Source organism: Rheinheimera sp., from assembly GCF_036568245.1.
Classification (GTDB): Bacteria; Pseudomonadota; Gammaproteobacteria; order Enterobacterales; family Alteromonadaceae; genus Alishewanella.
The window spans coordinates 1-15,877 of the sequence record NZ_DATCSY010000257.1 but is presented as its reverse complement, the minus strand read 5'-3'; the positions used below and the strand labels follow the sequence as shown (position 1 = coordinate 15,877).

Genomic DNA, 15,877 nt, shown 5'->3' with positions numbered 1-15,877 from the left:
CCTGAAGTTTGTTGTTGAACTGATTTGCCCAATCGCGATGGACGAAGGTTTACGCTTCGCAATCCGTGAAGGTGGCCGTACAGTTGGTGCTGGCGTAGTATCAAAAATCCTGGCTTAATAAGCTGAGATTGAAAAAGGCCCTTAGGGGCCTTTTTTGTTTCTTGTGCAAAAGGCTGCAGGAAAAGTTAAGCAATAAAGGCCACTAAGCTTGTTTTAGCTTACTAAGACAGTATAATGAGCGGCTATTTGCAAACCCGGCACAACTGCCTGGTTTACAACCTTGTAGGGGCATAGTTCCAATTGGTAGAACAGCGGTCTCCAAAACCGATGGTTGGGGGTTCGAATCCCTCTGCCCCTGCCAATATTTTTCGGTCAAGTTTTAGCTTGGCCGGTAGTGTGTTGCTATAAGCAAGTCAAGGTGAAGTGAGTCAAAGCATGAACGCAGCAAGTGAAACCCCAAAAAGCGGATTTGATATAGTCAAATGGTTGCTGGTCTTTGTTATTTTGTCACTGGCGGTGGTAGGTAACTACCTGTATGAGTTAACTGCATTAGAAAAAGCAATTGCTATCGTGGTGCTGGTTGTTATTGCCGGCGCTGTGGCAGCACAGACAAATAAAGGCAGAACTTTTATTAACTTCGCCAAAGAGTCGCGCACCGAAGTCCGTAAAGTGGTATGGCCTACCAGGCAGGAAACAATGCAAACAACTTTAGTTGTTCTGGTCGCTACAGTAATTATGGGCCTGCTGCTGTGGGGTTTGGACGCTATTTTATTACGCGTTGTATCATTTTTAACAGGATTGGGGATCTAAACCATGGCAGGAAAGATGCGTTGGTATGTGGTGCAGGCCTTCTCTGGCTTCGAGCAACGGGTTGCTACCTCTCTGCGTGAACACATCAAAATCCACCAGATGGAAGATAAATTTGGTGAAGTGCTGGTACCTACCGAAGAAGTAATAGAAATGCGCGCTGGCCAAAAGCGTAAATCTGAGCGCAAGTTCTTCCCTGGCTACGTACTAGTGCAAATGGAAATGTGCGAAGAGGCGTGGCACTTAGTGAAGAGTGTACCGCGTGTACTGGGCTTTATCGGTGGTACTTCAGATCGCCCGGCACCTATTTCCGAAAAAGAAGCAATGACCATTTTAAATCGTCTGCAGGATAACGTAGACAAGCCGAAGCCGAAAACCTTGTTTGAAGCCGGTGAAGTGGTACGTGTTACTGAAGGTCCATTCGCAGACTTTAACGGCGTGGTTGAAGAAGTTGACTATGAAAAGAGCCGCGTGAAAGTGTCGGTTCTGATCTTTGGTCGTTCTACGCCGGTTGACCTGGAATTTGCTCAGGTCGAAAAAGCTTAATTTAGCGATTGTAACCGGGCGCTGATTAAAATATAATCTGCGCCCTTTTTAACGTTGGGAAGCCGCTCGAGTAAGTGTCCTCGCACTTACAAGGCTATGACCCAGAAACAGAGGTGAAACATGGCAAAGAAAGTCACTGCACTTATCAAACTGCAGGTTAAAGCCGGTATGGCTAACCCGTCGCCACCAGTAGGTCCGGCGCTGGGTCAACACGGTGTGAATATCATGGAATTCTGTAAAGGCTTCAACGCCCGTACAGAAAGCCTGGAAAAAGGCATGCCGATCCCAGTAGTAATTACTGTATATAGCGATCGTTCTTTCACGTTCGAAACCCGTACTCCCCCAGCGTCTTTCTTATTACTGAAAGCAGCTGGCTTAAAAGGTGGTTCAGGTCGTCCTAACACCCAGAAAGTGGGCAAAATCACTGCAGCTCAGGTTGACGAGATCGTTAAGATCAAGCAGCCAGATTTGACTGCTGCTGATCATGCCGCTGCGGTGCGTACTATCGAAGGTACTGCCCGTTCAATGGGTTTAGTGGTGGAGGGCTAATAGATGGCTAAATTAACTAAACGCGCTAAGTTAATCCGTTCTAAAGTGGATTCAACTCGTGAATACGACATCAACGAAGCTGTTGCTCTGTTAAAAGAATTAACTGCTGGCAAGTTCGTTGAGAGCGTTGACGTAGCAGTAAACCTGGGTATCGACGCCCGTAAATCTGACCAGAACGTGCGTGGTGCGACTGTACTGCCTCACGGTACTGGCCGTACTGTTCGTGTTGCTGTGTTCACTCAGGGTGCAAACGCTGAAGCTGCTAAAGCTGCCGGTGCCGACATCGTTGGTATGGAAGACTTAGCTGAACAGGTTAAAAAAGGCGAGATGAACTTTGACGTAGTTATCGCTTCTCCAGACGCTATGCGTGTGGTCGGTATGTTAGGTCAAATCTTAGGCCCTCGTGGCTTAATGCCTAACCCGAAAACTGGTACTGTTACGCCTAACGTAGCAGAAGCAGTGAAGAACGCGAAAGCCGGTCAGGTTCGTTACCGCAACGACAAGAACGGTATCGTTCACTCAACTATCGGTAAGATCGATTTCGATGCTGACAAGTTGAAAGAAAACTTAGAAGCGCTGCTGGTTGCACTGAAACGTGCGAAGCCATCAGTAGCTAAAGGTGTTTACATCAAGAAAGTCACTATCTCTTCTACGCACGGTGCAGGTTTAGCCCTGAGCCAGGCGTCTCTGAGTGCTGCTATCTAAGTTGTATCGCTTTACAGAGTAGCTTGATTATTTTACAATCTTGCGCTCATTTTTTAGGGTAGAAGCCGCATTTTTAACCAAATGACGGCTTCCGTCCAAGACCGTAGGTGTCACAAATTTCTTTGGAAAAGCGTGACTTAAAATAACAAACCTACGCAGACGGTGTAGGCCCCAGAAAGAATTAGATTCCTTCTGGTCTCACCGTAAATCGCGCGCCTTGTGGCAACGCAGGGCGATGTGTAGGCAAACGGGCAATCATGCCCGGATGAACCAGGAGTTAAGAGCCAATGGCTATTAAGCTTGAAGACAAAAAAGCACTTGTTGCTGAAGTCCAGGAAGCTGCCAAAGGTGCTTTATCTGCGGTAGTCGCAGACGCTCGTGGTGTCACTGTAGGCAATATCACTGCGCTGCGTAAGCAAGCGCGTGAAGCTGGTGTATGGATGAAAGTTGTCCGTAATACATTGGTTCGCCGTGCAGTAGAAGGCACCGAATTTGAGTGTCTGAAAGATGCATTCGTAGGTCCGACGTTAATTGCTTTCTCTAAAGAGCACCCAGGTGCTGCAGCGCGTATCTTCAAAGATTTCGCGAAAGAGAACAAGAACTTCGAACTGAAAGGTGCGGCTTTCAATGGCGCCACAGTAAACATTGAAGTGTTAGCATCGTTACCAACTTACGACGAAGCTATTGCACGTTTAATGAGCACCATGAAAGAGGCAGCAGCCGGCAAACTTGTACGTACAATTGCCGCGGTTCGCGACCAAAAACAAGAGCAAGCCGCGTAATTTTACGTTTGGTTTGAAAGTAAAGTTTAATCGGGATAAGTCCCCTAATTTAGGAATCTGAGCAATGTCAGTGACTAAAGATCAAATCTTAGATGCTATCGCTGCAATGTCTGTAATGGACGTAGTAGAGTTAGTAACTGCAATGGAAGAAAAATTCGGTGTTTCAGCTGCTGCTGCAGTTGCTGTAGCTGCTGGTCCAGCTGCTGCTGTTGAAGAGCAAACTGAGTTCACAGTTGTTCTGGCTGGTGCTGGTGCGAACAAAGTTGCTGTTATCAAAGCAGTACGTGGCGCTACCGGTTTAGGCCTGAAAGAAGCGAAAGACCTGGTTGAGAGCGCTCCAGCTCCAATCAAAGAAGGCGTTTCTAAAGCTGAAGCTGACGCTCTGAAGAAAGAACTTGAAGAAGCTGGTGCTTCTGTTGAAGTTAAATAATCCGGCTTATACCGGATTATTCGCCTGAAGTTCAGGCTGGGCTGGTGATGAATTAATCACCGGCCTTTTTGCGCTGTGGGACAATGATTTCCCCACCCCTGTTGATACTATGGCTGGTATCAAACACGACCCGGAAGGGTTGTTGGGAAAAAAATCAGCAAGCTGAGGAACCCCATGACTTACTCTTATTCTGAGAAGAAACGTATCCGTAAGGACTTCGGCAAACGTCCGGAAGTATTGGATGTGCCATACCTGTTGTCGATCCAGATTGAATCGTTCAGCAAATTTATCGAGCCTGATCCGGAAGGAGATTACGGTTTAGAAGCCGCATTCCGCTCTGTATTCCCTATTAAAAGCTATTCAGGCAGTGCTGAATTGCAGTATGTCAGCTACCGCATCGGGGAGCCCGTATTTGACGTAAAAGAATGTCAGATCCGCGGTGTTACTTACTCAGCGCCATTACGTGTAAAACTGCGCATGGTGTTATTCGATAAAGAAGCACCAGGCACGATCAAAGATATCCGTGAGCAGGAAGTTTATATGGGCGAAATCCCATTAATGACTGAAAACGGTACTTTTGTGATCAATGGTACTGAGCGTGTAATCGTATCTCAGTTACACCGCAGCCCAGGCGTATTCTTCGATCACGACCGTGGTAAAACCCACTCTTCAGGTAAAGTGTTATATAACGCCCGCGTTATTCCTTACCGTGGTTCATGGTTAGATTTTGAATTCGATGCCAAAGATAACCTGTTTGTGCGTATTGACCGTCGTCGTAAATTACCGGCCACGATCCTGTTACGCGCGTTGGAATTCAGCACCGAAGACATTTTAAGCACCTTCTTTGAAAACACTAAGTTTGAAATCAAAGACGGCAAGCTGTTAATGGAAGTTGTAGCAAACCGCCTGCGCGGTGAAACCGCTGCATTTGACATTAAAGACAACGATGGCGAAGTCATAGTAGAACAAGGCCGTCGTATTACTGCACGCCACGTGCGTCAGCTGGAAAAAACCGGTCTGACCATGATGGAAGTACCACACGAGTACGTGGTAGGCCGTGTGCTGGCGAAAAATTACGCTGACCGTTCAACCGGAGAGATTATTGCCGAGGCGAACGCAGAGCTCACATTGGAGCTGTTGGCAAAACTGGCAAAAGCCGGTTACGAGAGTTTTGAAACTCTGTATATCAACGATTTGGATCAGGGCTCTTATGTGTCCGAAACCATTCGTATTGACCCAAGCACCAACCGTATGGAAGCGCTGGTAGAAATTTATCGCATGATGCGCCCTGGTGAACCACCAACGCGTGATGCAGCTGAAACCTTATTTGATAACCTGTTCTTCTCGGAAGACCGCTACGACTTATCGACGGTAGGCCGGATGAAGTTCAACCGTCGCGTTAACTTTGAAGAAGGCACCGGTACCGGTGTACTGAGCAAAGAGGACATTCTGGCGGTAATGAAAGTCTTAATCGATATCCGTAACGGTAAAGGCGAAGTGGACGACATCGACCACTTAGGTAACCGCCGTATCCGCTCTGTTGGCGAAATGGCTGAGAACCAGTTCCGTGTTGGCTTAGTACGTGTTGAACGTGCGGTTAAAGAGCGTCTGTCACTGGGTGACTTAGATGCAGTTATGCCGCAGGATCTGATCAACGCTAAACCGATTTCAGCGGCAGTAAAAGAGTTCTTCGGCTCTAGCCAGCTGTCTCAGTTTATGGACCAGAACAACCCATTGTCAGAAGTAACGCACAAGCGTCGTATTTCTGCTTTAGGCCCGGGCGGCTTAACGCGTGAGCGTGCCGGCTTCGAAGTACGTGACGTACACCCGACTCACTATGGTCGCGTATGTCCAATCGAAACGCCTGAAGGTCCGAATATCGGTCTGATTAACTCACTGTCAATGTTTGCTCAGACTAACGAATATGGCTTCCTGGAAACACCATACCGTCGTATCGAAAACGGCGTGGTAACCGATGAAGTCGACTTCCTGTCAGCCATCGAGGAAGGCAATTTCGTTATCGCACAGGCAAACGCTGAACTGAACGACGAAAATCGTTTATCAGAAGAGTTAGTACCTTGCCGTTATAAAAATGAATTTACCCTGATGCCTGCTGATCAGGTGCAGTACATGGACGTTGCTCCTCAGCAAATCGTGTCTGTTGCAGCCGCACTGATCCCGTTCCTTGAACACGACGATGCTAACCGTGCATTGATGGGTTCGAACATGCAACGTCAGGCGGTACCGACACTGCGCGCCGATAAGCCGCTGGTAGGTACTGGTATTGAACGCGTAGTAGCGAAAGACTCAGGTGTTACTGTAGTTGCGAAACGTGGCGGTGTAATCGATTATGTTGACGCTAGCCGCATCGTTATTAAGGTTAACGAAGATGAAATGGTAGCAGGCGAAGCCGGTATCGACATCTACAACCTGACTAAGTACACCCGTTCTAACCAGAACACCTGTATTAACCAGCGTCCATGTGTAAACCATGGTGAGCCAATCGAACGTGGTGATGTACTGGCAGACGGTCCGTCTACCGATTTAGGTGAACTGGCTCTGGGTCAGAACTTGCGCGTAGCGTTCATGCCGTGGAACGGTTACAACTTCGAAGACTCGATTTTGTTATCTGAGCGTCTGGTACAGGAAGATCGTTTAACCACTATCCATATTCAGGAATTAAGCTGTATCGCCCGCGATACCAAACTTGGCCCTGAAGAGATCACTGGCGACATCCCTAACGTGGGTGAGTCAGCTCTGAGCAAACTGGATGAAGCCGGTATCGTTTATATCGGTGCTGAAGTAAAAGGTGGTGACATTCTGGTTGGTAAAGTCACCCCGAAAGGTGAAAGCCAGTTAACGCCAGAAGAGAAGCTGTTACGCGCTATCTTCGGTGAAAAAGCATCTGACGTTAAAGACACCTCGTTACGCGTACCTAACTCTGTAACCGGTACTGTTATCGACGTTCAGGTATTTACCCGTGATGGCGTAGAAAAAGACAAGCGCGCGCGTGAAATCGAGGAAATGGAAGTCAAACAGGCGAAGAAAGACCTGAATGAAGAGTTCCGTATCCTGGAAGCCGGTATCTTTGACCGTGCCCGTAACCTGCTGGAACAAAGCGGTGTGGACCGCGCCAAGCTGGACGCGATGAAAGGCGACGCACTGTTTAACCAAAGCTTAAGCGATGAAGATAAACAGAACGATCTGGAGCAGCTAGCGGCTCAGTACGAAGAAATTCGTGTTGAGTACGATAAGAAGTTCGAAGCCAAGCGCCGTAAGATCGTGCAGGGCGACGACCTGGCACCGGGCGTACTGAAGATCGTTAAAGTGTATCTGGCGGTTAAACGCCGTATCCAGCCAGGCGATAAGATGGCGGGTCGTCACGGTAACAAGGGTGTTATCTCAACTATCGTTCCGGTAGAAGATATGCCATATGACGAGCACGGTAAGCCGGTTGATATCGTACTGAACCCGCTGGGCGTACCTTCGCGGATGAACATCGGTCAGATTTTAGAGACCCACTTAGGCTTAGCGGCCCGGGGTATCGGTGACAAGATCGATGCGATGATTAAAGACCAGAAAGAAACGGCGGAAATCCGTGACTTCCTGAAGAAAGTGTATGCACTGGGTGAATCACGCCAGGACGTGGACGTTGAAAGCTTTACCGATGACGAAGTACGTCGTTTAGCGGAAAACCTGCGTAAAGGCTTACCTGTTGCGACACCGGTATTCGACGGTGCTAAAGAAAGCGAAATCAAGCAATTGCTTGAACTGGGTGACTTACCGTCTAGCGGTCAGATCACATTATATGATGGCCGTACCGGTAATACCTTCGAGCGTAAGGTTACCGTAGGTTACATGTACATGCTGAAACTGAACCACTTAGTAGACGATAAGATGCACGCGCGTTCTACCGGTTCTTACAGCTTAGTAACGCAACAGCCGCTGGGTGGTAAAGCTCAGTTCGGTGGTCAGCGTTTCGGTGAGATGGAAGTGTGGGCACTTGAAGCATACGGCGCAGCGTACACGCTGCAAGAAATGCTGACTGTTAAGTCGGATGACGTTAACGGCCGTACCAAGATGTATAAGAACATCGTGGATGGTGACCACAGAATGGAACCTGGCATGCCAGAATCTTTCAACGTATTAATGAAAGAAATCCGTTCGCTCGGTATTAACATCGAATTGGAAGAGGAATAAACCGACCTTGAGTTGGGGGGCAGGCAACTGCCCCATTCCGGTTTACCTCTTACAGGAGAGCTAAGGTGAAAGACTTATTAAAGTTTCTGAAACAACAAACTAAAACCGAAGAGTTTGATGTTATCCGTATCGGTTTATCTTCGCCGGACATGATCCGTTCATGGTCATTTGGTGAAGTGAAAAAGCCAGAAACGATCAATTACCGTACCTTTAAACCAGAGCGCGACGGCTTATTCTGTGCCCGTATCTTTGGCCCGGTAAAAGATTACGAGTGTCTGTGCGGTAAGTACAAGCGCTTAAAGCACCGTGGTGTTATTTGTGAAAAATGTGGTGTTGAAGTTACGCTGACTAAAGTACGCCGTGAGCGTATGGGCCATATTGAACTGGCCAGTCCAACTGCCCACATCTGGTTCTTAAAATCACTGCCAAGCCGTATCGGTTTGTTGCTGGATATGACACTGCGTGATATCGAGCGCGTACTGTACTTCGAAAGCTATGTAGTGACAGAGCCTGGCATGACGTCTTTAGAGCGTCGTCAGATGCTGACTGAAGAAGAATACTTAGACGTGCTGGAAGAGCATGGCGACGAGTTTGAAGCCAAAATGGGTGCAGAAGCAATTCTGGACTTATTAAAAGGCATTGATCTGGCAACTGAAATCAAGCAAATGCGTGAAGAGCTGCCAACCATAAACTCTGAAACCAAGCGTAAGAAAATCAGCAAGCGTCTGAAACTGATGGAAGCGTTCCATACCTCTGGTAACAAGCCAGAGTGGATGATCATGACAGTGCTGCCAGTACTGCCGCCGGATTTACGTCCGCTGGTACCGCTGGACGGCGGTCGTTTCGCTACCTCAGATCTGAACGACTTATACCGTCGCGTGATTAACCGTAATAACCGTCTGAAGCGTCTGTTAGACCTGTCAGCACCGGATATTATCGTGCGCAACGAAAAGCGTATGTTGCAAGAAGCGGTCGATGCGTTATTAGATAATGGTCGTCGTGGCCGTGCTATTACCGGCAGCAACAAGCGCCCGCTGAAATCATTAGCGGACATGATCAAAGGTAAACAGGGTCGTTTCCGTCAGAACCTGTTGGGTAAACGTGTTGACTACTCAGGCCGTTCGGTTATCACCGTAGGTCCTACTCTGCGTTTACACCAGTGTGGTCTGCCGAAGAAAATGGCACTGGAGTTGTTCAAGCCTTTCATTTACGGCAAGCTGGAAGCGCGTGGTTTAGCCACGACAATCAAAGCTGCCAAGAAGATGGTAGAGCGCGAAGAAGGTGCAGTATGGGACGTTCTGGACGAAGTTATCCGTGAACACCCGGTATTACTCAACCGTGCACCAACACTGCACCGTCTGGGTATTCAGGCGTTCGAGCCGGTACTGATCGAAGGTAAAGCCATTCAATTACACCCGTTAGTGTGTGCGGCTTATAACGCCGACTTCGACGGTGACCAAATGGCGGTACACGTACCGTTAACGTTAGAAGCTCAGTTAGAAGCGCGCGCGCTGATGATGTCGACTAACAACGTTCTATCACCAGCTAACGGTGAACCTATCATCGTTCCTTCTCAGGACGTTGTATTAGGTTTGTACTACATGACGCGTGAAGCGATTAACGCTAAAGGCGAAGGCATGTTACTGAAGAGTGCCAAGGAAGCTGAGAAAGCCTTCCGCGCCGGTGTTGCCAGCCTGCACGCTAAAGTAAAAGTACGTATCACTGAAGTAGAATTTGCTGAAGATGGCAGCCGTACAGAAACCACAGCGGTACGTGATACCACTGTTGGCCGCGCTATCCTGTATTCAATCCTGCCGGAAGGTTTGAGCTTTGATGCGATTAACCAGGCAATGGGTAAGAAGCAAATTTCTCGCTTGTTAAACGGTGCTTATCGTCGTATCGGTCTGAAGAAAACTGTTATTCTGGCTGACCAGATCATGTACACCGGTTTCCACTACGCGATGTTATCAGGCGTGTCTGTAGGTATTAACGATATGGTTATTCCTGCAGCGAAGACTGACATTATCAACGCAGCAGAAGCTGAAGTTGCGGAAATCCAGGACCAGTTCCAACAAGGTCTGGTAACCGCCGGTGAAAAGTACAACAAAGTTATCGATATCTGGTCAACAGCTAACGAAGCCTTGTCTAAAGCGATGATGGACAACCTGTCAAAAGAAGACGTGGTTGACCGTGACGGCAACACTGTACAACAGCAGTCGTTTAACTCTGTTTACATGATGGCCGACTCAGGCGCACGGGGTTCGCCAGCCCAGATCCGTCAGCTGGCGGCAATGCGTGGTCTGATGGCAAAACCAGATGGTTCTATCATCGAAACGCCAATTACCGCTAACTTCCGTGAAGGCTTAAGCGTATTACAGTACTTCATCTCGACGCACGGTGCGCGTAAAGGTCTTGCCGATACTGCACTTAAGACAGCTAACTCAGGTTATCTGACCCGTCGTCTGGTTGACGTTGCCCAAGACTTAGTGGTAACTGAAGCCGACTGTGGTTCAGATCAGGGCATCATCATGAAGCCGCTGATCGAAGGTGGTGACGTAGTTGAAGGTCTGCGTGAGCGCGTACTGGGCCGGGTTGTTATCGGTGACGTAGTATCACCGGCAAGCGGCGACGTACTGGTTGCTGATGGCACCATGTTAGATGAGCAGTTGTGTGACCTGTTAGAGAAAAACTCTATCGACGAAGTACACGTCCGTTCAGTAATTACCTGTCAGACAGACTTCGGTGTGTGTGCCAAGTGTTACGGCCGTGACTTAGCGCGTGGTCACCTGATCAATGCCGGTGAAGCAGTGGGTGTTATCGCTGCACAGTCAATCGGTGAACCAGGTACACAGCTGACGATGCGTACCTTCCACATCGGTGGTGCGGCGTCACGGGCGTCTGCAGAAAACAGCGTACAGGTTAAAACGGCCGGTACGTTAAAACTGCAAAACGCTAAGTTTGTACGTAATGCTGATAACAAGATTGTTATTACCTCACGCTCTGCTGAAGTTACGGTATTTGATGAGTTAGGTCGTGAGAAAGAGCGTTACAAACTGCCATACGGTTCAATCCTGACGACAGATGACAACGCGAAAATCACTGCTGGTCAAATCGTGGCGAACTGGGATCCGCATTCACACCCAATCATCGTTGAGCGTGGTGCTAAGGTTAATCACAGTGATGTTGACGATACCAACACTGAAGTACAAACCGACGAGTTAACCGGCTTAACCCGCACCGTAGTTAAAGACTTGGCCAAAGCAAACGCGAAAGAGCCGAAACTTATTCTGACTATGGATGACGGCGCGCTGCAGGAAATCCGTCTGCCAAGCTTCACCACTATCGAAGTAACCGATGGTGCCACCGTGAAAGCGGGTGAAGTATTAGCACGTATTCCGCAGGAAAGCTCGAAAACACGCGATATTACCGGTGGTCTGCCGCGCGTTGCGGACCTGTTCGAAGCTCGTAAGCCAAAAGATCCAGCCATCCTGGCGGAAATCTCTGGTGTTATCAGCTTCGGTAAAGAGACCAAAGGTAAGCGTCGTCTGTTAATTACCCCGGACCAGGGTGATGTACATGAAGAAATGATCCCGAAATGGCGTCAGGTTAATGTGTTCGAAGGTGAACGCATTGAGAAAGGTGAAGTTATTTCGGAAGGCCCGGAGTCAGCACACGATATCCTGCGTTTACGTGGTATCCACCATGTAGCCAGCTACATCGTAAACGAAGTGCAGGACGTTTACCGCCTGCAAGGCGTTAAGATCAACGATAAGCACATCGAAACGATTATCCGTCAGATGCTGCGTAAGTGCGTGATCACGAACCCGGGTGACAGCGAGTTCTTAGAAGGTGAACAGGCTGAAGTGGCTCGCGTAAATATCGCGAACCGTGAGTTGGAAGCAGCAGGTAAAATGCCAGCACAGTACGAGCGTTCGTTACTGGGTATTACCAAAGCGTCGCTGTCTACCGATTCATTTATTTCTGCGGCCTCGTTCCAGGAAACGACCCGCGTTCTGACTGAAGCTGCCGTTGGCGGTAAGATTGACGAACTGCGTGGTCTGAAAGAAAACGTTATTGTTGGCCGCTTGATCCCGGCAGGTACTGGTTTTGCGTATCACCAAAACCGTATTCGTCAGCGTCAACGCGCTGGCAATAACGAGCAAGTCGAACCGGCGATGAGTTCAGAAATGGCAGAGCAGGCATTGTCTGACGCGCTGAACATGGACTTATCCGGTAACGACGAATAAGACAGGGAAATACGGTCAATTGTTGCTTAAATTAGCAGCAATTGGCTTTGTTCCTTGACAGGTCAAAGCTTGACCATTAGAATTCCGCGACCCCAATTTTGGGGTCCGGAATTTTCACGTTTATTGGGTATATATTAACCAGGAGTATTTAATGGCAACAATCAACCAGCTAGTGCGTAAGCCGCGCAGCCAGAAGGTAGCCAAGAGCACCGTTCCGGCGCTTGAAGCTTGCCCGCAGAAGCGTGGTGTTTGTACCCGTGTATACACCACTACACCTAAGAAGCCAAACTCAGCATTACGTAAAGTATGCCGTGTTCGTTTAACCAACGGATTCGAAGTTTCTTCTTACATTGGTGGTGAAGGCCACAACCTGCAGGAACACAGTGTTGTTCTGATTCGCGGTGGCCGGGTAAAAGACCTGCCAGGTGTGCGTTACCACACCGTACGCGGCACATTAGATTGTGCTGGCGTTAAAGATCGTAAACAAGCCCGTTCTAAGTACGGCGCAAAACGGCCTAAGAAATAACGGTACTCCGTTAGTAAGGCCAAACTAAACAACTTTTTTTCTTTATGTATTAAAAGTTTTGGAATCACCTGAAGCAATCGGAGTTACGAATGCCAAGAAGACGCGTCATAGGTCAACGTAAAATTCTTCCAGATCCTAAGTTCGGAAGTGAATTACTTGCCAAATTTGTAAACGTCGTTATGGTCGACGGTAAAAAATCTACAGCCGAATCAATTGTATACGGCGCATTAGAATTAGCAGCTACTAAGTCTAAGAAAGAACATTTAGACATTTTTGAAGTTGCTCTGGACAACATTCGTCCTACAGTGGAAGTTAAATCACGTCGTGTTGGTGGTTCTACCTACCAAGTACCATGTGAAGTACGCCCTGTACGTCGTAATGCTCTGGCAATGCGTTGGTTAGTTGAGGCTGCCCGTAAACGTGGTGAAAAATCAATGGCTCAGCGTTTAGCTGGTGAAATGCTGGATGCTGTTGAGAATAAAGGTTCTGCGGTTAAGAAGCGTGAAGACGTGCACCGTATGGCCGAAGCGAACAAAGCGTTCGCGCATTTCCGCTGGTAAGCTTTGCTTAAAGAGGATTAATTGTGGCACGTACAACCCCAATAGAACGCTACCGTAACATTGGTATTTGTGCGCACGTCGATGCGGGTAAAACAACTACGTCTGAACGTATTCTGTTTTACACGGGCCGCTCTCACAAGATCGGTGAGGTTCATGACGGGGCTGCTACTATGGACTGGATGGAGCAGGAGCAGGAGCGTGGTATCACTATCACATCTGCTGCGACGACGACATTCTGGGCTGGTATGCAGCAGCAATTTGAACAGCACCGTATCAACCTGATTGATACCCCGGGACACGTTGATTTCACCATCGAAGTAGAGCGTTCTTTGCGCGTACTGGATGGTGCTGTTGTCGTGCTGTGTGGTTCATCAGGTGTTCAACCGCAAACTGAAACGGTATGGCGTCAGGCCAACAAGTATGAAGTTCCGCGGATGATCTTTGTGAATAAGATGGACCGAACCGGCGCCAACTTCTTGCGCGTGGTAAAACAAGCGCAAACGCGATTAAACAGCACCATAGTGCCAATTCAGTTGCCGATAGGCGCTGAGGATGACTTCAAAGGCGTAATCGACCTGATTAAAATGAAGGCCATCAATTGGAATATGGAAGATCAGGGCATGACGTTCACTTATGAAGACATTCCGGCCGATATGGTTGACGAATGTAACGAGTGGCGGCAGAACATGATCGAAGCAGCTGCTGAAGCCAGTGAAGCGTTAATGGAGCGCTATCTAGAGGGCGAGGAATTCTCTGAAGAAGAGATCCGCCAGGCTCTGCGCGACTTAACCCTTCGCAATGAAGTGGTATTGGTAATGTGTGGTTCTGCCTTTAAAAATAAAGGCGTTCAGGCGATGCTGGACAATGTAATTTATTACCTGCCATCACCAACTGAAGTAAAAGCCATTACCGGTATCAATGAAGATGAGACTGAAGGTGAGCGTCACTCCAGTGATGACGAGCCGTTCTCAGCTTTGGCGTTTAAAATCGCGACTGATCCTTTCGTCGGTACGCTGACTTTCTTCCGTGTCTATTCCGGCGTCATCAATTCAGGTGACACTGTTTATAACCCGGTTAAACAGAAGAAAGAGCGGATAGGCCGTATCGTGCAGATGCATGCTAATGCCCGCGAAGAGATTAAAGCAGTTTGTGCCGGCGATATCGCTGCTGGTATAGGTTTTAAAGACGTAACCACCGGGGACACCTTATGTGATCCTGAGCACGTTATTACACTGGAGCGGATGGAATTTCCGGAGCCGGTGATTTCTGTTGCAGTGGAACCAAAAACGAAAGCTGATCAGGAAAAGATGGGCATAGCGCTAAGTAAACTGGCTGCTGAAGATCCGTCTTTCCGTGTACATACTGACGAAGAAACCGGCCAGACGATTATCTCTGGTATGGGCGAATTACACCTCGATATTATCGTTGACCGTATGCGCCGTGAGTTCAAGGTAGAAGCCAACGTGGGTAAACCACAGGTGTCTTACCGCGAAACACTGCGAGCAGCGACGGAAGTCGAAGGGAAATTTGTTCGTCAGTCAGGCGGACGTGGTCAGTTTGGTCACTGTTGGCTGAAAATTGAGCCGCAGGAAGAAGGTGCTGGTTACGAGTTCGTGAACGCTGTGGTTGGCGGGGTTATTCCAAAAGAATATATTCCAGCCATCGATAAAGGTGTTCAGGAACAGATGAAGAACGGTGTTCTTGCTGGCTACCCGGTAATTGACGTTAAAGTTACTGTGTTTGACGGTTCGTACCACGATGTTGACTCCAACGAAATGGCGTTTAAAATCGCTGCTTCGATGGGCTTCAAGAAAGGTGCACTGCAAGCCAAGCCAGTTATTCTTGAACCGATCATGAAAGTTGAGGTGGTAACACCTGAAGACTTCATGGGTGATATTGTTGGTGACTTAAACCGTCGCCGCGGTATTATAAACGGTATGGAAGATGCACCTGGTGGTATCAAAATCGTTGATGCGCATGTGCCGCTCTCTGAGATGTTTGGTTACGCAACCAACATGCGTTCGTTAAGTCAGGGTCGCGCTTCATATTCAATGGAACCATTGAATTATGCAGAAGCTCCTAGCAACGTGACAGAAGCAATCATCGCAGCGCGTAAAGCATATTAATAACTTAGTTTGGTCTGCTTTGGCAGGCCGCAATTAAATAAAGAAGGGTCTATTCATGGCTAAGGCTAAATTTGAACGTAGTAAACCGCACGTAAACGTAGGCACCATCGGTCACGTTGACCACGGTAAAACTACCTTAACTGCAGCAATCACCAACGTACTGGCTAAGACTTACGGCGGTCAGGCGTTTGCTTTCGATCAAATCGACAAAGCACCAGAAGAAAAAGCACGTGGTATCACAATCAACACATCACACGTTGAATACGATACACCGACGCGTCACTATGCACACGTAGACTGCCCGGGCCACGCTGACTATGTTAAGAACATGATCACTGGTGCTGCGCAGATGGACGGCGCTATTCTGGTAGTAGCGGCGACAGACGGCCCAATGCCACA

12 protein-coding genes, 1 tRNA gene and 1 pseudogene are annotated in these 15,877 nt (G+C 48.3%); all 14 read left to right on the top strand.

Annotated features, from left to right (window positions below):
- Positions 1-118, top strand: a pseudogene (locus tag VIN66_RS11830) (elongation factor Tu); the annotation flags it as partial.
- 166 nt (positions 119-284) lie between these two features.
- Positions 285-361, top strand: a tRNA-Trp gene (locus VIN66_RS11825).
- A 74-nt stretch (positions 362-435) separates the two neighbouring features.
- Positions 436-810: a preprotein translocase subunit SecE gene (gene secE, locus VIN66_RS11820; protein WP_331924176.1), complete on the top strand. Its 375-nt coding sequence runs from the start codon at positions 436-438 to the stop codon at positions 808-810.
- 3 nt (positions 811-813) lie between these two features.
- Positions 814-1,353, top strand: coding sequence for a transcription termination/antitermination protein NusG (gene nusG, locus VIN66_RS11815; RefSeq protein ID WP_174978755.1), 540 nt, complete (start codon positions 814-816; stop codon positions 1,351-1,353).
- 120 nt (positions 1,354-1,473) lie between these two features.
- Positions 1,474-1,902: a 50S ribosomal protein L11 gene (gene rplK / locus VIN66_RS11810; protein ID WP_027672427.1), complete on the top strand. Its 429-nt coding sequence runs from the start codon at positions 1,474-1,476 to the stop codon at positions 1,900-1,902.
- Positions 1,903-1,905: 3 nt separating this feature from the next.
- Positions 1,906-2,607, top strand: a complete 702-nt coding sequence (rplA, locus tag VIN66_RS11805) for a 50S ribosomal protein L1 (protein ID WP_331924175.1) — start codon at positions 1,906-1,908, stop codon at positions 2,605-2,607.
- 287 nt (positions 2,608-2,894) lie between these two features.
- A complete protein-coding gene (gene rplJ, locus VIN66_RS11800; protein WP_027672429.1) occupies positions 2,895-3,389 on the top strand; it encodes a 50S ribosomal protein L10 in 495 nt (164 codons plus the stop codon).
- 64 nt (positions 3,390-3,453) lie between these two features.
- On the top strand, positions 3,454-3,819 hold the full coding sequence (rplL, locus tag VIN66_RS11795) for a 50S ribosomal protein L7/L12 (RefSeq protein ID WP_331924174.1): 366 nt from the start codon (positions 3,454-3,456) through the stop codon (positions 3,817-3,819).
- A 174-nt stretch (positions 3,820-3,993) separates the two neighbouring features.
- Positions 3,994-8,019: a DNA-directed RNA polymerase subunit beta gene (rpoB, locus tag VIN66_RS11790; protein ID WP_331924173.1), complete on the top strand. Its 4,026-nt coding sequence runs from the start codon at positions 3,994-3,996 to the stop codon at positions 8,017-8,019.
- 65 nt (positions 8,020-8,084) lie between these two features.
- Positions 8,085-12,266: a DNA-directed RNA polymerase subunit beta' gene (rpoC, locus tag VIN66_RS11785; protein ID WP_331924172.1), complete on the top strand. Its 4,182-nt coding sequence runs from the start codon at positions 8,085-8,087 to the stop codon at positions 12,264-12,266.
- Positions 12,267-12,417: 151 nt separating this feature from the next.
- Complete coding sequence (gene rpsL, locus VIN66_RS11780; protein WP_019677787.1) at positions 12,418-12,792, top strand: 30S ribosomal protein S12; 375 nt, start codon at positions 12,418-12,420, stop codon at positions 12,790-12,792.
- An 89-nt stretch (positions 12,793-12,881) separates the two neighbouring features.
- Positions 12,882-13,352 (top strand): 30S ribosomal protein S7, encoded by a 471-nt coding sequence (rpsG, locus tag VIN66_RS11775; protein ID WP_134059768.1) that lies wholly within the window; start codon positions 12,882-12,884, stop codon positions 13,350-13,352.
- A gap of 23 nt (positions 13,353-13,375) precedes the next feature.
- Positions 13,376-15,478, top strand: a complete 2,103-nt coding sequence (gene fusA / locus VIN66_RS11770; RefSeq protein WP_331924171.1) for an elongation factor G — start codon at positions 13,376-13,378, stop codon at positions 15,476-15,478.
- A gap of 55 nt (positions 15,479-15,533) precedes the next feature.
- The coding region (locus tag VIN66_RS11765) for a GTP-binding protein (protein ID WP_331924170.1) at positions 15,534-15,877 on the top strand (344 nt) is incomplete at its 3' end.